The sequence below is a fragment of the Allobosea sp. LjRoot9 genome (assembly GCF_964252745.1).
Taxonomy (GTDB): Bacteria; Pseudomonadota; Alphaproteobacteria; order Rhizobiales; family Beijerinckiaceae; genus Allobosea.
In genome coordinates, this window is the sequence record NZ_CAXUPC020000001.1 from 1,612,856 (window position 1) to 1,632,268 (window position 19,413).

Consider the following 19,413-nt stretch of genomic DNA (forward strand, 5'->3'; position numbering starts at 1 on the left):
CGTGGATGTTCAACGTGGATGTTCAACTCGGTTGGACATCCGCGTGGAAAGCTTATGGAATTTATCCCTGGCGCGGCGGAGTTCAGCCGTGGCTGCGCCCGTGCTTGCTCGGTATGGTCTGTTCCGGCGAGAAGCCGAAGCAGCCCATCTGGGAGAGATCTGCGGCATCCTGGTTCTCCATCTTCTGGCAGAATACCAGCCGCGTGCAGTCATCGGCGATGTTGGTCCAGCCTTGCCCGGGAATGCCCGAGGGCATCTTATAGGCGCAGGCCGCCTCCCAGGGCGTGCTGGCTTGCGCCGGCGTCATGAAGGACAACGCGGCGAAGCCCGCGGCAATGATGAAATAACGCATGACGTAACCTCCAAAAGGGAACGCCTGAACGGGTGTGCGATCTCGGCCGCTAATCGGTATCTCCGACCGAGGCCGTAGCGCCTTTGCGTTCCTCGTCCTGAGAGATGGGCTGCGCCGCCGGCGTTTCAATTCGTCAAGCACGGCGAAAATGCATGCCGGAACAACCACTTCCGCCACCAGTTTACATATAGATCATAACAAGTCGACCGGGCCGTCGCTCGCGCCGCGGTTTGAAGCCGTGGCTCTCAGAACCGCTTTGGTCCGGCTGGCCCCGGGACACGCGTCCAGCCGCCGCCCAGGGCCTGGAACAGGCTCGTCGCCGCCTGGAAACGCGTCAGGCGAACTTGCGCCAGATTGTCCTCAGCTGTGAAGAAGGTCTGCTGGACCTGAAGCACGCTGACCAGGTTGACGGTGCCGCCGCGCAGCTGGGTTTCCGCCACCTCAAAGGCCCGGCGCGAGCTGGCGACGACCTCGCCCTGCAAACGCTCCTGCAAGCTCGTCTGCTGAAGCGCGACGAGGGCCTTCTCGACATCGGTGAAGGCCGACAGGACCGCCTTGCGGTAGGCCTGCAGGTTTTCGAGCTGGACTCCTTGCGCCTGCTCCAACTGGCTCTTCAACAGATTGCCGTCGAGGATCGGCTGGGTCAGGCCCGCCGCGAGGGTGTAGTACCACGCGCCAGGGCCGAACAGCGACGACAAAGCCTTGCTCTGGAAGCCGGTATCGGCCGTCAGCTGGATCTGCGGGAAGAAGGCGGCGCGCGCCGACTCGACGCTGAAATTGGACGCAGCAAGCTGCGCCTCCGCCTGCATGATGTCAGGCCGCTGCCGCAAGAGCTCCGAGGGAATGCCCGGCGTGACGCGCGGAACGGCGAGCCTGGCGAGGCTTCCGCCGTTCACCGTGAACTTCGCCGGCGCCCGGGCGACCAGCAAGGCGAGCGTGGCGCTGTTCTGGCGCAAGGTGATCTCCAGCGGAGGAATCGAGGCGCGCTGGGTCGCGACCAAGGTCTCCTGCTGCGACACTTCGAGCTGCGATGCGGTTCCCGCTGTGAACTGCTGCTTGATCAGGACCAGGATGCGCTCGGCCGAGGCCGCATTGCGCCGCGCGATGCGCAGGCGGTCCTGCGCCGTCAGCAGCTCGAAATAGGTGGTGGCGACGGTCGCGGTCGCGGTCAACGCCACCACGTCGCGATTATAGCGCGCCGCAGTCGCGCTCTCCTCCGCCGCATAGAGCGTCGCGCGGTTCTTGCCCCAGAAATCGATCATGTAGCTCGCCGTGAGGCCGGCGTTGAACTGCGAGGTCGAGCGCGAGCTTGCGCTGCTGCTACTGGACGAGCTTGCCGTGCGCAGGCGCTCGGCGGTTCCGGTCCCGGTCAGCGAAGGCAGCAAGGGAGCGCCCGCAATGCCGGCCTGCGCATCGGCCTGGAGGATCTGGGCCACGGCCACGGCGATATCGAGATTGGCGGCCTGCGCATTCTCGATCAGGCGCGTCAGTTCCGTCGAGCGAAAGCCGCGCCACCAGTCAAGCGCCGGCACGGCACTGCCGGGCGCGCGCGGCGCCTCGCGATAGCTCGCGGGCACCTCGAGATTGGTGGCGGGCCGCTCGCTCCCGAGAATGCAGCCGGACAGCCCCATCCCGATCAGGACGAGCGCGGCCAACGGCTTGAGGCCAGGCATGACGCCGATCTTCGGAACGGAAGCAGCCGGCCCGAACGCAACACCATCACGCATTCCGCACCTCGCCCGCACTTGCGTCCGCCGCACCAGAATGCCGCTCACGGCCGCAAGGTTCGGGTTCGATCATCGTCTTCGTACAGCATTTGGCCGACCACAAGCAGCCCTCATGCCGTCCCTGCAAGTCTTGCCGTCCCTGGAAAGAAGCCCCGCTCATAAGGCTGCACCAGGTGAGGCCGGCGTTTTGCCGCCGCTTTTCAATCGCGCGCACCAGTCCCGGAACCTGTCGGCGTAGAGATAGATCACCGGCGTCGTATAGAGCGTCAGGACCTGGCTCAGGATGAGACCGCCGACGATCGCGATGCCGAGCGGCTGCCTGAGCTCGCTGCCCTCCCCCAGGCCGATCGCGAGCGGCAACGCTCCGAGCATCGCCGCCATGGTCGTCATCATGATCGGCCGGAAGCGCAGCAGGCACGCCTCATGGATCGCGTCGAAAGCGGACAGGCCGCGGGTGCGCTGAGCGTCGAGCGCGAAGTCGATCATCATGATCGCGTTCTTCTTGACGATGCCGATCAGCAGGATGACGCCGATGAGCGCCATGATGCTGAACTCCGTGTTGAACGCCATCAATGCGAGCAAGGCTCCCACGCCCGCCGACGGCAAGGTCGAAAGGATCGTCAGCGGGTGGACATAGCTCTCATAGAGCACGCCGAGCACCAGGTAGATCGTGATCAGGGCGGCAAGGATGAGATAGGGCTGGCTGCTCAAGGAGGCCTGGAAGGCCCGGGCCGTGCCCTGGAAGCTGCCGCGGATCGTGGCGGGCACGCCGATGCGGTTCATCGTCGCGTCGATCGTCTCGACAGCCGCGCTCAGCGGGACGTCGGGCGGCAGGTTGAACGAGATGGTGCTGGCTACGAACAGGCCCTGATGGTTGACCGACAGGGGGGTCGAACCCTGCTCGAAGCGCGCCAGCGTCGATAGCGGCACCATGGTTTCGCTGGAGGTGCTGACGGCCGACCCGCTCGAGGCGGTGCCGCGCCCGGTCTGGCCGATGGAATTGGTCGCGAGGTTGCGGGCGGCATTGGCGCTGGCCGAGGTCGCCGAGGTCGACTGCCCCGCCGCCGCCACCGTTCCCGAGACCGCATTGGTCGCCAGCGAACCGCCGACCGACCCGCCGGAGGTGCTGATGAAGACGTTCTTCAGCGTCTCGGGATTCTGCCAGAAGCGCGGCGCGACCTCCATGATCACATGATACTGGTTGCGGGCGACGAAGATCGTCGAGACCTGGCGCTGGCCGAAAGCGTCATAGAGCGTGTTGTTGATCTGGCTCATCGAGATGCCCAGGCGGGCAGCCGTGTCGCGGTCGACGACCAGATTGGATTGGAGCCCCTTGTTCTGCTGGTCGCTGTTGACGTCAGCGAGGTTGGGCTGGCCCTGTAACGCGGCCGTGATCTTCGGGGCCCATTCATAGAGCTCTTCGAGGGTCGAGCCCTGCAGCGTGTATTGATATTGCGCGTTGCCGGCGCGGCCGCCGACGCGGATGTCCTGCACGGCCTGCAGGAACAGGGTTGCGCCTGGCACAGCCGAGAGCTCCCGCCGCAGACGGGCGATCACCCGGTCCGCCGAGATCTTGCGTTCGGCCATGGGCTTCAGCGACATGAAGACATTGCCGGAATTGGTCTGCCCGCCGCCGGTGAAGGCCACGGTGGTGTCAACCGCCGGATCCTGCCGGACGATGGAGACGAACTGCGCGAGCTTCTGCTGCATGAGCTGGAAGGAGATGCTCTGGTCGGCCTGGATCGCGCCGATGATCCGCCCGGTGTCCTGCTGCGGAAAGAAGCCTTTCGGGATGATGTCGTAGAGATAGACGTTCAGACCTACCACCGAGGCGAAGATCAGCATGATCGCTCGGGGATGGCGCAGCGCCAAAGAGAGGCTGCTCCGGTAACCGTCGAGCATCCATTCGAAGACGCGCTCGCTGCCGCGATAGAGCCGCCCATGGCGCTCGCCAGTCTGCTTGCGGAGCAGCACCGCGCACATCATCGGCGTCGTCGCCAGCGAGATCGCCAGCGAGATCATGATCGCCAGCGAGGTCGTCATCGCGAATTCGCGGAACAGGCGCCCGACGATGCCGCCCATCAGCAGGATGGGGATGAAGACGGCGACGAGCGACAGGCTCATCGAGAGAACGGTGAAACCGACCTCCTGGGCGCCCTTGAGGGCGGCGTCGCGCGGCGCCATGCCGTCCTCGATATGGCGCGTGATGTTCTCCAGCACCACGATGCAGTCGTCGACGACGAAGCCGGTGGCGACCGTGAGCGCCATCAGCGACAGGTTGTTGAGGCTGTAGCCCATCAGATACATCGCCGCGAATGTCGCGATCAGCGACACCGAGACGGCCACGATCGGAACCAGTGTCGCGCGCCAGTCCCGCAGGAACAGGAAGACCACCGCGATGACGAGCAGGATCGCAATCACCAGCGTTCGCTCGACATCGTGCAGGGAGGCGCGGATCGTCGTCGATCGATCGACGGCCGGTTCAATGTCGATCGCCGGCGAGACGGAGGCGCGCAAGGTCGGCAGCAGCGCCTTCACACGGTCGACCACGCCGATGATGTTCGCATTCGGCTGCCTGAACAGGATGACGAGAACGCTGGGCTTGCCATTGGCGAGGCCTGAATTGCGCAGGTTCTCGACGGAATCCACCACCTCGCCGACATCCGAGAGGCGCACCGGGGCCCCGTTGCGATAGGCGATCGTCAGCGATCTGTACTGCGCCGCCTTCTCCGCCTGATCGCTGGCATAGATCTGATAGCGCCGGTCGCCGACATCGATCGCGCCCTTCGGGCTATGGGCATTGGCGCTGGCGATCGCGGCGCGGACATCCTCCAGGCCGATGCCGTATTTGTAGAGCGCCTGGGGGATGAGTTCGACGCGCACCGCCGGCAGCGAGCCGCCGCCGACGACGGCCTCGCCGATGCCTTCGACCTGCGACAATTTCTGCGCCAGCACGGTCGATGCGGCGTCGTAGAGCGCCCCGCGCGTCAGCGTGTCCGACGTCAGGGTGAGGATGAGGATCGGGGCGTCGGCGGGATTGACCTTGCGATAGGTCGGATTGGCCCGCAGGCTCGTCGGCAGGTCGGCGCGGGCGGCATTGATCGCGGCCTGCACGTCGCGCGCCGCGCCGTTGATGTCGCGATTGAGCCCGAATTGCAGGGTGATGCGCGCCGATCCGACGCTGCTCGACGAGGTCATCTCCGAGACGTCGGCGATCTGCCCGAGATGGCGCTCGAGCGGGCTCGCGACCGTCGTCGCGACATCCTGCGGGCTGCCGCCAGGCAACGAGGCCTGCACCGAGATCGTCGGAAAATCGACCTCCGGCAGCGGCGAGACCGGGAGCTGGAAGAACGCGACCGCGCCCGCCGCGGCAAGCCAGAAGGTCAGCAGCGTCGTAGCGACGGGGCGGCGGATGAAGACGCTGGACAGGCTCATCGCCTAGCTCGTCTCTCGTGCCGGGCCGATGACGGGCTCGCGTCCGGCGAAACGCACCGCGAGGCGGTCGAACCAGAGATAGATCACCGGCGTCGTGAACAAGGTCAGGACCTGGCTGACCAGCAGGCCGCCGACGATGGAGATGCCGAGCGGATGCCTGAGTTCCGATCCAGCGCCGGTTCCCAGCATCAGCGGCAGCGCGCCCAGCACCGCCGCCATCGTGGTCATCAGGATCGGCCGGAAACGCAGCAGGCAGGCCTGATAGATCGCCTCGCGCGGCGTCTTGCCCTCGTTCCGCTCGGCGTCGAGCGCGAAGTCGATCATCATGATCGCGTTCTTCTTCACGATGCCGATCAAGAGAATGATGCCGATGATCGCGACGATCGTGAGCTCCTGCCCGGCCGCCATCAGCGCCAGGAGCGCGCCGATGCCCGCCGACGGCAGGGTCGAGAGGATCGTCAGCGGATGGATGAAGCTCTCATAGAGAACGCCCAGCACGATATAGACCGTCACGATCGCCGCCAGGATCAACCAGATCTGGTTTGAGAGCGAGGACTGGAAGGCCTGGGCCGCGCCCTGGAAGGTGCTGACCACGCTCTCCGGCAGGCCGATCTCGGCTTCCGCCTGCTTGATCGCGGTCACGGCCTCGCCGAGCGATGCGCCCGGCGCCAGGTTGAACGAGACGGTGGCGGACGGGAACTGGCCGAGATGCGAAACCTGGAGCGGCGCCATGCCCTCGCGGATCCTCGCGACCACGTCGAGCGGCACAGGTCCCCCACCGACCGAGGACGGCAGGTGGATCGCCGACAGCGAGCGCAGCGACTTCTGGAGCTGCGGATCGGCCTCGAGGATGACGCGGTACTGGTTGGAGTTGGTGAAGATCGTCGAGACGATGCGCTGTCCGAAGGAGTCGTAGAGCGCATTGTCGATCGTCGCCGGCGTGATGCCGAAGCGCGCCGCCTGGTCGCGGTCGATATCGACGAAGACGGCGAGCCCGCGGGCCGAGATGTCGCTCGCGACATCGTCCAGTTGCGGAAGCTCCTTCAGCTTGTCGACCAGCTTGGGCGTCCATTCCGCGAGCTGGTCGGCACTCGCATCCTGCAGGATGAATTGATACTGCATCCGGCTGACGGTGCCCTCGACGGTCAGGTCCTGCACCGGCTGCATGTAGAGCGTGATGCCCGGAAGAGGCGCCGTGCGCTCCTGCAGGCGCTGCATCACCGCGGCGATGTTGGATGTCCGCTCCTCATGCGGCTTGAGATTGATCAGGATGCGGCCGCTGTTGAGCGTGCTGTTGGTTCCGTCCACGCCGATGAAGGAGGACAGGCTCTCGACATCGGGATCCTTCAGGATCTCGCTCGCCAGCGCCTGCTGCCGCTTGGCCATCGCAGCATAGGACACCGATTGCGGCGCCTCCGAGATCGCCTGGATGACGCCGGTATCCTGCAGCGGGAAGAAGCCTTTCGGGATGACCACATAGAGCAGGCCCGTCAGCCCGAAGGTCGCCAAAGCCACCAGCAGCACCAAGGTCTGGCGATCGAGCACCCAGTTCAGCATGCGGGCATAGACTGCGATGATGCCGTCAAAGGCTTCGCGGCTCCAGCGCTGGAAGCCGTTCTCATGGGTCTCGGCCGCAGCCTTCAGCAGCTTCGCGCAGGCCATCGGCACCAGGGTCAGCGAAACCACGGCGGAAATCAGGATCGTCACGGCAAGCGTGATCGCGAACTCCCGAAACAGCCGGCCGACGACATCGCCCATGAACAGCAGCGGGATGAGCACGGCGATCAGCGATACCGTCAGCGAGATGATGGTGAAGCCGATCTGCTCCGAACCGCGCAAGGCGGCGTGAAGCGGCGTGTCGCCCTCCTCGATATAGCGCGAGATGTTCTCGATCACGACGATGGCATCGTCGACGACGAAGCCGGTCGAGATGGTCAGCGCCATCAGGGTCAGGTTGTTGAGACTGAAGCCGCTCATATACATCACGCCCAGCGTGCCGACGAGCGACAGCGGAACCGACAGGCTCGGGATCAGGGTCGCGCGCGTGCTGCGCAGGAAGACGAAGATCACCAGCACGACGAGAACCACCGCCAGCGTCAATTCGTATTCCACATCCCGCACCGAGGCGCGGATGGTAACGGTGCGGTCGGTGAGCACGGCCATGTCGATCGCGGCCGGCAGCGATGCCTTGAGCTGCGGCAGGAGTGCCTTGATGCCCTCCACCACCGAGATGACATTGGCGCCGGGCTGCCGCTGGATGTTCAGGATGACGGCCGGCGAGGCATTCATCCAGGCGCCGAGCTTGTCGTTCTCCGAGCCGTCGGCGACCTCGCCGATGTCGCTGAGCCGGACCGCCGCCCCGTTCTTGTAGGCGACGATCAGCGACCTGTAGCCATTGGCGGTCCGGATCTGGTCGTTGGCGTTGATCGTCGAGGCACGCAGGGGGCCGTCGAAGCTGCCCTTGGGCGTGTTGACATTGGCGGTGCCGAGCGTGCTGCGCAGATCGTCGATGTTCAGGCCATAGGCGGCGAGCTTGCGGATATCGGCGCGGATGCGCACCGCCGGCCGCTGGCCACCGCTGATGCTGACCAGCCCGACGCCCGGGAGCTGCGAGATCTTCTGCGCTAGCCGCGTATCGGCGAAATCCTGCACCTGCGTCAGAGGCATCGTCGCCGAGGTCAGTCCGAGCGTCAGGATCGGCGCATCGGCCGGGTTGACCTTGGCGTAGATCGGCGGCGCCGGCAGGTCCGAGGGCAACAGGTTGCCGGCGGCGTTAATCGCGGCCTGGACCTCCTGCTCGGCGACGTCGAGCGTGATGTTGAGCCCGAACTGCAAGGTGATGACGGATGCGCCGCCGGAGCTGACCGAGCTCATCTGGTTGAGGTTCGGCATCTGGCCGAACTGGACCTCGAGCGGCGCGGTGACCGAGGAGGTCATCACATCGGGGCTCGCGCCCGGATAGAAGGTCTGCACCTGTATGGTCGGGTAGTCGACTTCAGGCAGGGCCGCGACCGGCAGGAAGCGGAAGGCCAGGATGCCCGACAGCATGATCGCGACCATCAGCAATGTGGTCGCGACCGGCCGCAGGATGAAGGGCCGCGACGGGCTCATGGCTGGCGGCCGCCATTCTGCCGCCGCCTGCCGCCTGCCGGTTGTTCTGGTTGCGCCGGGCTCGCGCCGCTTTCCGAGCGCACGCTGATCTTCGCGCCATCGCGCAGCTTGTCGGCGCCGTCGACGACGATGGCATCGCCCGGGTTCAGCCCGGAGCGAACCTCGACATGCTCGCCATCACTGATCCCGAGCTCGACCTTGCGGACCGAGACTGTGGCGTCGGCATTAACGAGATAGACGAAGGTTCCCGGCACCCCACGCTGCACGCCGGCCGTCGGCATCAGCGTGACGTCCTTATGCGTGTCGACCAGCAGGCGGATATTCACGAACTGGTTCGGATAGAGCGTCCTCGCCTCATTCCCGAACTGCGCGCGCAGCTTGATCGTTCCGGTGGTGGAATCAATCTGGCTGTCGAAGGTCTGCAGGACGCCCTCGGCGATCTTCTTGGCGCCGGCGCGGTCAAAAGCCGTGACCGGCAACGTCGCGCCGCTCCTTAAGCGCGCCGAGATCGCCTGAAGATTATCCTCCGGCATCGTGAACAGGACGCTGATCGGCGCCAGTTGGGTGATCACTACGAGGCCGTTGGTGTCCCCGGGGGTGACGTAATTGCCCTGATCGACCTGACGCAGGCCGACGCGGCCATCAGCCGGCGCGACGATCCGGCAATATTGCAGATTGACCTCGGCCGCGTTGACCTGGGCGCGGTCGGCGGCCACCGTTCCCTCATACTGGGCGACCAGCGCGGTCTGGGTATCGAGCGTCTGGCGCGAGACGGCGTTCTGTGCGGACAGGCCCTGATAGCGCGCCATATCGACCTGCGCGCCCTTGAGCAGGGCTTCGTCGCGCGCCAATTGCCCCTTCATCTGCGCCAGGACCGCCTCATAGGGGCGCGTGTCGATCTCGGCGAGCAGATCGCCCTTCTTGACGTCCTGGCCTTCCTTGAAATCGATCCGGACCAGTTGCCCGCTGATCTGCGACCGAACCGAGACGGTCGCCAGCGAGGTGACGGTTCCCAGCGCGTCGAGATTGATCGCGATATCGCCCTTCCTAACGATTTCCGGCACGATCGACATCGGCACGGCCGTGCGGCCGCCGCGTGCCGGCGGCGGCGCCTCAGCGGCCTGTCGCCGGCTCCACCAGAGCGCGCCGCCGGCAACGAGCAGGAGGAGCAGCCAGATGACCGGCGAGCGCAGGCGCGATCTCCGCACGGGAACCGCAGGCGCCTCGCTGTCGGGCGACAGCTTCGGGAACACGGGCTTCTGGTTCATCGGCGCACCGTCACCACTATCGGATCTCCACTGCGACGATACACCAGTTGGGCAAACGCCGTGCGGCTATCCCCATTGCCAGCGCTGGCCCTAGAGCATTGCGCGAAAAAGTGGGTACCGGTTTTTCGCATGAGCAATGCTCTAAACTTTTAGAATCGATCACGTCGCATGCGACGTGATCTGGGCCGACTCGGCACAGGTCAACCTAGCCACAGATGTGGCTTTTTCCCGTCCTATTCATTTCGCGTCTTATCCATGCGCCACCATGGAATACCGTCAAGATCGGCCGATCTCCTCCCGATCGTCCCTACACACCGAAATCCGCCGCCCCCATGCGAGGTGCCCCCGATGACGACGCGAGAGCCCATCCTTCACCCCGTCAGGATCAGCGAGCTCCGACCGACCCAGATGACGGTCGGTCTGCGCGAGGTCGAGGCCAAGCGCCGGCTCTGGCGCGAGAAACACGGCGTGCATGCGCAGGAATTCCTGGGCAAGCACATGATTCCGGTGCTCAAGGGCCCCAAGGACCGCTTCTACATCCTCGACCATCATCATCTGGCGCGCGCGCTTGACGAGGAAGGCGTCGAGGAGGTGCTCGTCAATGTGGTGTCCGATCTGTCGGGCTTGACCAGGCAGAGCTTCTGGACGGTCTGCGAGCACCGCGCCTGGACCCATCCCTATGACACGGAGGGCCTGCGCCGCAGCGTCGACGACATCCCCAAGCGGGTCCGCGACCTCAAGGACGATCCCTATCGGTCGCTCGCCGGAGAGCTCCGCCGCGCCGGCGGTTTCGCCAAGGATGTGACGCCGTTCTCCGAATTCCTGTGGGCCGACTTCCTGCGGCGGCGCATCCCGCGCAAGCGTGTCGTGAGCGCATTCGAAGCAGCGGTGGTCAAGGCGCTCGATCTCGCAAGGGGCCAGGAGGCCAGCTATCTGCCGGGATGGTGCGGTCCCATAGAGGATTAGCCAACCGCACGCTCCGGCGCAGCCGGACGAGGAATATCCCGGGACGCAGGGCGCAAGGTGACGATGCGATGAGGCAATCCAATACGGCTCTCGATTGGCTCGGACACAGGCTGGCCCGCGTGCTGCTGCGCGAGACGCCCGGCCAGGAGCTCTTCATCCCGTCGGATCCGGATGCGCTGCGGCGTACGCTGCGGCCGGGCGATGTCGTGCTGGTCGCCGGCTCCAGCATGATCGCGACGGCGGTCAAATACCTGACCCATTCGACCTGGTCGCATGCCGCGCTTTATGTCGGGGACGTGCTTGGAGCGCCCGATGACGGCAGCGAGCGCCACACCTTGATCGAAGTCGTCCTCGATGCGGGCTGCAGGTCGATTCCGCTCTCGAGCCTGGCGCGGTTCCACACCCGCATCTGCCGACCGGTCGGGCTGACGGACGGCGATCGTGACGAACTGATCAACTTCATGATCTCGCGCCTCGGCATCCGCTACGACATGCGCAACATCGTCGACCTCGCCCGCTATCTGCTGCCGACACCGCCCATCCCCTCGCGCTGGCGGCGGCGCATGATCGCGCTCGGATCGGGAGAGCCGACCCGGGCGATCTGCTCGACCCTGCTCGCCGAGGCGTTCGGGCGCATCGGCTACCCCATCCTGCCGCGCATCGAGCAGGGCGTCGCGGTCAAGCGCGGCATCAGCAGCTGGCGCCGACAGGAACTCCTGCATATCCGGCATCACAGCCTCTACGCGCCTGCCGATTTCGACATCTCGCCCTATTTCGAGATCATCAAGCCGACGCTCGAAGAGGGCTTCAACTACAAGGGCCTGACCTGGGTCCACGGGCCCTGAGGCGGCGTGGATCACGTCGCATTCTGACCGAACCGTCCGAGCTGCTCCCTGCCCCCGCCAAGGAAAGCGCCTCAGCAACTGTCCGGTCTACGGCTTCAGCAGCGGTTCCTCGGCAATGATATGGGCGACGAAATCCATGACCGCGCGCACTGGCCTCGAATTGCGCAGGTCGCGATGGACGACGAGCCAGATATCGCGCGAGAAGGACGGCGCGTTCCTGTCGATCCTGACGAGATCGGAATCCGCCTCGCCAAGGAAGCAGGGCAAACCGGCGACGCCAACCCCGGCCCGCGCTGCGATCAGGTGCTCGCTGATATAGTTCAATTCGCAGACAATAGGTCGGTCGCCCGCAATGCCGAGCAGCCATTGCTGTTGAGGCATGTCGGCGAAGGCCTGGTCGAAGGCGATGAATTGCCAACGCTCAGGTGCAGCGAGATGGCTGTACGAGCGCTGGGCATAGAGGCCGAAAGGCATCGCGCCGATCTTCCGCGTGACACTGCCAGCCTCGTCGGGGCGGACCAGCCGAACGGCGACATCCGCCTCTCGGCGGCTCAGCGAAACCTGCTCGCCTTGCGCCGCAAGCGACAGTCGGATGTCGGGATGCTCGTCATGGAAGCGTGCGAGGTGGCGAGCCAGCAGCGGAGCGACGAGGACGGGCGGCGCGCTGACCGCGACGCGGCCGACGAGCGGCGCATGTGCAGCCTTTGCCAGCCGGGCAATGCCGTCCGCGCCTGCCTCCATCGTCAGGGCGCGCTCGCGCACGGCTTCCCCGATAGCCGTCAGACGGCAGGATCGCGGCAGCCGGTCGACCAGACGGACGTCGAGCGCCGTTTCGAGCGCCGCGAGCCGTCGGCTCACTGTCGCATGATCTACTTTCAGCTTGCGGGCCGCTCCTGAGAGCGTGGCGCACTCGGCCACAGCCAGAAAGTGGCGGATGTCTTCCCAATCGGTCATCTGTGCGAATTCTCAGGGATCGCTGGCAGATATACCGAATTTTTGCAGAGAGCGCGCGGACATAGTTTGGGTACCGAAATCGGCCTGCCATCCACGATGTCAGATGACGCCGATGGCACAGCCGACACGGTAGCCAGGAGAACGAGACATCATGCCAGGCCAACGTTTGGGAGTCGGCATCGTGGGCTTGCAGCCAGGCCGGAGCTGGGCTGCAAGATCCCATGTGCCTGCGCTGCGCGCGCTCTCGGACAGCTTCGAGATCGTGGGCGTCGCCAATTCGAGCAGGGCGAGCGCCGAAGCAGCCATTGCCGAGACCGGGCTTTCCCGTGCCTTCGACACCGTCGCGGAGCTGATCGCAGCGCCGGAGGTCGATATCGTGACCGTCGCCGTCAAGGTGCCCCCTCACTTCGAGATCGTGAAAGCGGCCATCGCAGCAGGCAAACACGTCTATTGCGAATGGCCGCTCGGCAATGGCCTGGCCGAGGCAGAGGACATGGCCGCACTGGCGGACGCAAAAGGCATCCTGGGTGTCGTCGGCACACAGGCGCCGTTTGCGCCGGAAATCGCATATCTGAAGCAGCTGATCGCGGACGGCTTCGTCGGAGAGGTGCTGTCGACCACGCTTGTCGCGTGGGGCGGCGCCCTGCAGGGCGGAGGCAACATTCCCGACAAGAAAACCTATGGCTATCTGCTGGATCGCAGCAATGGCGCCACCATGCTGACGATCCCGGTCGGCCATACGCTGGCAGCGCTTACGAGCGTGCTCGGGCCCGTCATGGAGGTTTCGGCGGCGCTGACGACGCGGCGCCCAACCGCGCTTGTGGTCGACACTGGCGAGATCATGCCCGTATCCGCCCCCGACCAGGTCCTCATCTCCGGGATGCTGACCGGTGGCGTGCCTGTCTCGCTGCATTATCGTGGCGGCGAACCGCGCGACGGCGATGGCCTGTTCTGGGAAATCAACGGGACCAAGGGCGACATCCGCGTCTCAGGCCCGTCCGGTCACACGCAGATGGTGCAGCTCACCCTCAAAGGGATCAGGGGGGAGGAGAAGGCATTCCGAGCCATCGAAGTGCCAGCCTCATATCGCGCCGGCTGGCCGGACGATGTCGAGCCGGGCAATGTCGCTCGCGTCTATGCCGGGATGGCGCATGATTTGCGGCACGGCACGCGCACGACACCGCGTTTTGACGATGCTGTGGCCGTGCATCGTGTCATTGCCGCCATTGAGAGAGCCGCCGCGAGCGGAAGGCGGGTATCGCTCTAGATTGATCCCTGCGCCTCAATGGCCGTTCCAGAACTGGGTCATACACTAATAGGTGAAAGCCGAGGTCCAGCCGATGAAGACGAGGCCGGAAAGCCCCTCGACGCCCGTGAACAGGCGCAGCGGCCCGTAGAAGAAGGTCTCGTTGCTGCCGAGCGCCAGAGAGGATGAAACTGGGCAAGCCTACGTTGTGTCTATTGATTTCTAAAGGAAATTCCGGGAGCCGGAATTTCGCTTTTGGCGCATTAGAGGCGGACCCAACGTATGCCACGGAGAGGTCGAGTTATTCGAGCCGGACCAAGGAGCCAAGAGCTCCGTCTGTTCGGCCCAATGCGTTCCCCGCTGGGGTCACTCGGAAGCGACCCGGTTGGCTGGTAAGGAACTCGCGCTTTCCGCTAGCCACCGATCTGCTGCATGAGACCAAGCGCGTCCATCAGGATACGCGAGCGCTTGATTTTGCCGTGCTCCAAACTATCAATCACCATCCCCCAAACCGACACTTTACGGCCCGAAGCCGGGACGCCAAAGAATTCGCCATTGTGCGTGCCTGTCCAAGTAAAACGGGTCAGCACACTGGCGCCTTCGGCGATCTGCTCCTCGATGGTCCAGTGCATATCCGGAAATGCAGCGAACATTCCGCGAAGCACGTCCCTCAACCCGGCAAGGCCAGGACCTTGCCCAGGAAACGGAACCAACTCGACCATGTCCTCCGCCATATAATCGCCGGCGGCATCAAGATTCCGATTATTGATGGCAATCTCTACGAAGTTTCGAACCAACTTCTTGTTTTCTTCGGTGGCCATCTCTTAGAATCCCCCCTGAACAGTCCAGTACATCCTTAGATCGTATCCGATCGGCGGGCGCGCCAATACACTGAAGCATCGAAATCAAGCTTATTGAGATCAACACTCTGCATCCAGCATGCAGGCCAAGGCGCAAAGCGCGGGACCGATCGGAAACACAAGCATGGGCACATCCTGGCTGTCACAGGCCACCCTGGCTTCACAGGCGTAATGTCGGCCGTCGTCCCCGGCACGGTTTGCTTGTCTCAACCGATTGCGGCTCCGGCATGGCGCTTCGGAGGCATGGTACTTCAGAGGCTCGGGCCCTCACGCAGGCCCGATACGGCGGGGGGGTAAAACGCCCCCGCCGCAGGGTGGCCATGCTCAGGCCGCCTCGAAGCCGACGGTGCCCTTGATCTCGAGGAACTCCTCGAGGCCGAAGCCGGCATATTCGCGGCCATTGCCGGACTGCTTGTAGCCGCCGAAGGGGGCGCCTGCGTCCCAGGCCGGGTAGTTGATGTAGACATTGCCGCTGCGCATCTTGGCCGCGACCTTACGGGCGCGATCGAGCGAGCCGGACTGGACATAGGAGGCCAGCCCGTAAGGCGTATCGTTCGCCCGCTCGATCACCTCATCCTCGCTGCCATAAGGCAGGATCGAGAGCACGGGGCCGAAGATCTCCTCGCGCGCGATCGCCATCTCGTCGGTGACGCCGCCGAAGACCGTCGGGCGGACATAGTAGCCTCGGTTCAGCCCTTCCGGACGCCCCGGTCCACCGGTGACCAACGTCGCGCCTTCCTTGATGCCGGCCTCGATCAGGCGTTGGATCTTCTCGTACTGCACCTCGCTGACGACTGGGCCGAGGAAGACGCCGTCCGCCGAGGGAGCACCCACCTTGAGCGGCTCGGCGACCTGCTTGGCGATGGCGAGCGCTTCCTCATGCAGCCTCTCCGGTACGAACATCCGGGTCGGTGCGTTGCAGGACTGGCCGGAGTTGCGCATGACGCTTTCGACGCCGAGCTTCACCGATTTCTGCAGGTCGGCATCGTCCAGGATGATGTTGGCCGACTTGCCACCGAGCTCCTGATGCACGCGCTTGACCGTATCGGCCGCGGCCTTGGCGACGAGGATACCAGCGCGGGTCGAACCGGTGAAGGAGACCATGTCGACGCCCGGATGGCGCGAGATCGCCTCGCCCACCGTCGGCCCATCGCCATTGACGAGGTTGAACACGCCCTTCGGCACGCCGGCCTCATGCATCACTTCCGCGAAGATGATGGCGTTGATCGGGGCGATCTCGCTGGGCTTCAGCACCATGGTGCAGCCGGCGGCGAGAGCCGGCGCGACCTTGCACATGATCTGGTTCAGCGGCCAGTTCCACGGCGTGATCATGCCGACGACGCCGATCGGCTCCTTGGCGATCAGGGTCGTGCCGCGCAGCTCCTCGAATTCGAAGGTCTCCAGCGTCTCGATCATCTTCGCCAGATGGGCGGTGCCCATGCCGGCCTGCGCCCGGTGGGCCAGCTCCTTCGGCGCGCCCATCTCGCGCGAGAGCGCATCGGCGATATCCGCATAACGCGCCTTGTAGGCCTCGGCCAGGCGGCGCATCAGCGCCAGGCGCTCGGCGCGGGAGGTCGCGGCGAAGGCCGGGAAGGCGGCGCGGGCGGCAGCGACCGCCTTGTCGACATCGGCTTGCTCGCCGAGCGCGATCGTGGCGAAGGCTTCCTCCGTCGAAGGATCAATCACGTCGAGCGTCTTGTTCCCCGAGGGAGCCACCCACTGACCATCGATGTAGAATTGCAAGGCGTGCGACATGGTGCGTTCTCCGAAGGCTGATCTCAGCAGGTGGCTATTCCCGACCGCCCGGAACCGCCCGCGCCGGCAATGATTGCGAGCGGGCGAAAGGCGATCGATCGGTCTGGTCTCGACAGCTTGGCGTTCCTCACGACCAAACGATGGCGCGCGGTTCGATCCCGCCAGACGAAACGACGAGGATCGGTCCACGGTCTGTCCGCACGCGCTTCGCGCTGTGTTCCGACGGTTACAACGTAGGCAGATGCCGGATGGTTGTCACGGCCGGATCGGCCCGGATTCAGGCATGGCCCCATGCCGCCATGTCAGGGCGCGATCGGAGCGCTCGCCGAGAGATAGATCGCGGCGATGGCTTCGATGCCGGCCTGATCGGCCGCGTCGAACCGGGCCGGATGTGGGCTGTCGAGGTCGATCACCCCGATCACCTTGCCGTCGCGGAGCAAGGGCACGACCAGTTCGGAGCGGGAGGCCGCATCGCAGGCGATATGGCCGGGAAAGGCATGGACATCCTCGACCAGCATCGACTGCCGGCGCTCGACCGCCGCGCCGCAGACGCCGCGCCCGACCGGAATGCGCACGCAAGCCGGCTTGCCCTGGAACGGCCCGAGCACGAGCTCGCCGTCGCGCATGATGTAGAAGCCGGCCCAGTTGAGGCCCGGCATCATCTGGAACAGCAACGCCGAGGTATTGGCGGCGTTGGCGATCGCCTCGCCCTCCCCCGCCAGAAGAGCCTCGAGCTGCTGCGACAATTCGCGATAAAATTCCGCCTTGTCGTCCGTCGCGATCGCGAGCGCTTCAAACATCGCCATTCCTCATCAGGGGGCCTGGACGCTGGGCATCCGTCTGGCCCTCCCTAACATGCCGGGTGCCGCCGCGACCATCGGTCCGCGCACCGCATGAGCATCCCCCTTGGGCAGGAATCGGGTGGAGGACGCTGCCTTCGGACCCTATTTTCAGGACCAGCAATCGGACCCGACAGGAGAAAGCCATGTGCGACATCATCCACTTTGCATGGGGCAAAAGCGGCCTGGGCGACTTTCTGGTTGCGGTCTCGGCCAAGGGCCTGGTCGCCTTCGAGTTCGCCAACCAGCGCCAGACCGCGGAGGAGGCACTGCATGCGCGCTTCCCGGACGCTGAGATCGTCAGCAACGAAAGCGGCCTGGCCGAGCTCGTTGGTACGACGGCGCAATTGGTCGAGCAACCGGGCCTCGCCCCGGACATCCCGCTCGATCTGCGCGGAACGCCCTACGAGATCAATGTCTGGCAGATGCTCCGGGATATCCCGATGGGCGAGACCATCCATTACGGAGCCTTGGCCGCGCTCCTCGGCACGCGCGATGCCCGCGACGTCACCAAGGCGATCGCTGCCAATCCGATCGCGATCCTGGTGCCCTGTCACCGCGTCCTCAAGAAGGACGGCTCGATCTCGGGATATCGCTGGGGCGTGTACCGCAAGAGGGTGCTGCTGCAGCGCGAGAAAGAGGCTGTCGCGAGATATGCGACGGCGCGGCCGGAAGCGCAGCACAGCCTTCGGCCTGCTGCCTGAATTGTGCGGATCGGGGGCGCATACGCGCCCTCGCCCCGCTGCTTCGAGCCCGGTCAGCTCGCGTCTGCGTTCATGCATGCGCAGGGCGCCGCCATAGCCGCAGGAGAAAATCCTGGCCGCCACGGCCTGGGGACGGCGGCAATCACCAAGGTCATGTCACGGCTCCTCGACCAATTACTGGTGCACCTCCGCGCCTTGCAGGCGACGAGCAATCTCACCGCAACGCTGGCCTCGCGAAGCCGTTAGGCTGGGCGGGTGTGCGGGAACCACGCCGTCATCCCGGACAAGCGGCGAAGCCGCGTAGATCCGGAATGACGGTGTGTTTCAGAGCATAACCGGCGCGCTCTAATAGCCGCGCTGTCGATCGATCAGGCCGATCGGCTCCTTGCCGGCCCGCAACAGGTCCAGATTCTTCAGGATGACCTCCACGGAAGTTCCCGGCTGCGCCGAGCTCGCGATGTGCGGCGTCAGCAGGATACGCGGATGCGTCCACATCGGGTGATCGGGCGGCAGCGGCTCGGGATCGGTGACGTCGAGCACCGCACCGGAAATCTGGCCGCTATCCAGTGCCGCCAGCAAGGCGTCCTGATCGAGATGCCCCCCGCGCCCGACATTCACGAGCATGGCGCCGCGCGGCAGCTTGGCGAAGAGGTCGCCGTTCAGGATGCCCTGGGTCTCCGCCGTCAATGGCAGGAGGCAGACCAGGATATCGGTGCGGCCGAGGAAGGCATCGAACTCGCCCTCCCCGGAGAAGGTCTCGATGCCTTCGATCTCATGGCGCGACCGGCTCCAGCCGGCGACCTTGAAGCCGGCATAAGCCAGCTTCTTGCACGCCAGGCTGCCCAGCTGCCCAAGCCCGAGCACACCCACGCGCCTGGTCCCAGCCGTCGCGGACGGCTGGGGGTTCCAGAGCCCGCGCTGCTGCTGGTCCATATGGGTCAGGACATCGCAATGCAGGGACAGCACCGCCGTCGTGACGAACTCGGCCATGATCTGCGGCACGCTCGGGTCGAGCATCCTGACGACCTTGACGTTTGGCGGCACCAAATCGAGGTTCAACTGGTCGACGCCCGCGCCGACCGAGAACAGCACCTCGAGATTGGGATAGCCGGTCGAGATGTCGTCCGGCGGCAGCCAGACCGCCATGTATTTGACCAGCGCGGGATCGCCGACATCCGGCCAGATCCGGAACGGCAGATCGGGCTCGCGCTCCTCGAAGACGGCCTTCCAGTGATTACCGCGCACAGCCTCGGACTTGTACAGAAAGATCATAGTTTTCCTCGCGCTACGGCATGTTCCTAGCGTCCCTGGAAGGCTCTGTCTTGTATGCAATGATGGTCCGTGTCGACAT

At 65.0% G+C, this 19,413-nt stretch carries 14 protein-coding genes; 4 read left to right on the plus strand and 10 right to left on the minus strand.

All coding sequences use genetic code 11. The annotated features are described in order from the left end of the window. Positions 1-82: 82 nt before the first annotated feature. The 5 genes from ACSQ3P_RS07400 to ACSQ3P_RS07420 all read right to left on the minus strand — a co-directional run bounded on the left by ACSQ3P_RS07400 (position 83) and on the right by ACSQ3P_RS07420 (position 9,893). The gene (locus tag ACSQ3P_RS07400) at positions 83-352 is read right to left on the minus strand and encodes a hypothetical protein (RefSeq protein ID WP_436164922.1); all 270 of its coding nucleotides are present in this window, start codon (positions 350-352) and stop codon (positions 83-85) included. A 245-nt stretch (positions 353-597) separates the two neighbouring features. After that, the gene (locus ACSQ3P_RS07405; protein WP_436164923.1) at positions 598-2,025 is read right to left on the minus strand and encodes an efflux transporter outer membrane subunit; all 1,428 of its coding nucleotides are present in this window, start codon (positions 2,023-2,025) and stop codon (positions 598-600) included. Between the two features lie 210 nt (positions 2,026-2,235). Then, a complete protein-coding gene (locus tag ACSQ3P_RS07410; protein WP_436164924.1) occupies positions 2,236-5,514 on the minus strand; it encodes an efflux RND transporter permease subunit in 3,279 nt (1,092 codons plus the stop codon). Positions 5,515-5,517: 3 nt separating this feature from the next. Beyond that, the gene (locus tag ACSQ3P_RS07415) at positions 5,518-8,625 is read right to left on the minus strand and encodes an MdtB/MuxB family multidrug efflux RND transporter permease subunit (protein ID WP_436164925.1); all 3,108 of its coding nucleotides are present in this window, start codon (positions 8,623-8,625) and stop codon (positions 5,518-5,520) included. Further along, positions 8,622-9,893: an MdtA/MuxA family multidrug efflux RND transporter periplasmic adaptor subunit gene (locus tag ACSQ3P_RS07420; RefSeq protein WP_436164926.1), complete on the minus strand. Its 1,272-nt coding sequence runs from the start codon at positions 9,891-9,893 to the stop codon at positions 8,622-8,624. Before ACSQ3P_RS07420 ends, ACSQ3P_RS07415 begins: the two co-directional genes overlap by 4 nt. A gap of 348 nt (positions 9,894-10,241) precedes the next feature. Between ACSQ3P_RS07420 and ACSQ3P_RS07425 the strand changes: the two genes are divergently transcribed. Together ACSQ3P_RS07425 and ACSQ3P_RS07430 are read left to right on the plus strand one after the other, a co-directional pair. After that, positions 10,242-10,859 carry a ParB-like protein gene (locus ACSQ3P_RS07425; protein ID WP_436164927.1) on the plus strand — a complete coding sequence of 206 codons (618 nt, stop codon included), beginning with the start codon at positions 10,242-10,244 and terminating at the stop codon, positions 10,857-10,859. A 68-nt stretch (positions 10,860-10,927) separates the two neighbouring features. After that, positions 10,928-11,704, plus strand: coding sequence for a lipo-like protein (locus tag ACSQ3P_RS07430; protein ID WP_436164928.1), 777 nt, complete (start codon positions 10,928-10,930; stop codon positions 11,702-11,704). A gap of 87 nt (positions 11,705-11,791) precedes the next feature. On the opposite strand, the gene ACSQ3P_RS07435 is transcribed toward ACSQ3P_RS07430, so the two are convergent. Further along, a complete protein-coding gene (locus ACSQ3P_RS07435; protein ID WP_436164929.1) occupies positions 11,792-12,658 on the minus strand; it encodes a LysR family transcriptional regulator in 867 nt (288 codons plus the stop codon). Between the two features lie 151 nt (positions 12,659-12,809). Here ACSQ3P_RS07435 and ACSQ3P_RS07440 point away from each other — a divergent pair, with 151 nt between their 5' ends. Beyond that, entirely contained in the window at positions 12,810-13,925 is a 1,116-nt protein-coding gene (locus tag ACSQ3P_RS07440; RefSeq protein WP_436164930.1) for a Gfo/Idh/MocA family protein, read from the plus strand. 392 nt (positions 13,926-14,317) lie between these two features. Here ACSQ3P_RS07440 and ACSQ3P_RS07445 read toward each other — a convergent pair whose 3' ends face one another. The 3 genes from ACSQ3P_RS07445 to ACSQ3P_RS07455 form a co-directional block, all read right to left on the minus strand. After that, entirely contained in the window at positions 14,318-14,725 is a 408-nt protein-coding gene (locus ACSQ3P_RS07445; RefSeq protein ID WP_436164931.1) for an ester cyclase, read from the minus strand. Between the two features lie 363 nt (positions 14,726-15,088). Continuing rightward, the gene (locus tag ACSQ3P_RS07450; protein ID WP_310150881.1) at positions 15,089-16,519 is read right to left on the minus strand and encodes an aldehyde dehydrogenase family protein; all 1,431 of its coding nucleotides are present in this window, start codon (positions 16,517-16,519) and stop codon (positions 15,089-15,091) included. A 302-nt stretch (positions 16,520-16,821) separates the two neighbouring features. Beyond that, positions 16,822-17,319 (minus strand): GAF domain-containing protein, encoded by a 498-nt coding sequence (locus ACSQ3P_RS07455; protein ID WP_436164932.1) that lies wholly within the window; start codon positions 17,317-17,319, stop codon positions 16,822-16,824. A gap of 185 nt (positions 17,320-17,504) precedes the next feature. Between ACSQ3P_RS07455 and ACSQ3P_RS07460 the strand changes: the two genes are divergently transcribed. Next, the gene (locus ACSQ3P_RS07460) at positions 17,505-18,062 is read left to right on the plus strand and encodes a methylated-DNA--[protein]-cysteine S-methyltransferase (protein ID WP_436164933.1); all 558 of its coding nucleotides are present in this window, start codon (positions 17,505-17,507) and stop codon (positions 18,060-18,062) included. A gap of 345 nt (positions 18,063-18,407) precedes the next feature. Here the strand turns inward: ACSQ3P_RS07460 and ACSQ3P_RS07465 are convergent, their stop codons facing one another. Then, positions 18,408-19,334: a 2-hydroxyacid dehydrogenase gene (locus tag ACSQ3P_RS07465; protein WP_436164934.1), complete on the minus strand. Its 927-nt coding sequence runs from the start codon at positions 19,332-19,334 to the stop codon at positions 18,408-18,410. Positions 19,335-19,413: the final 79 nt, after the last annotated feature.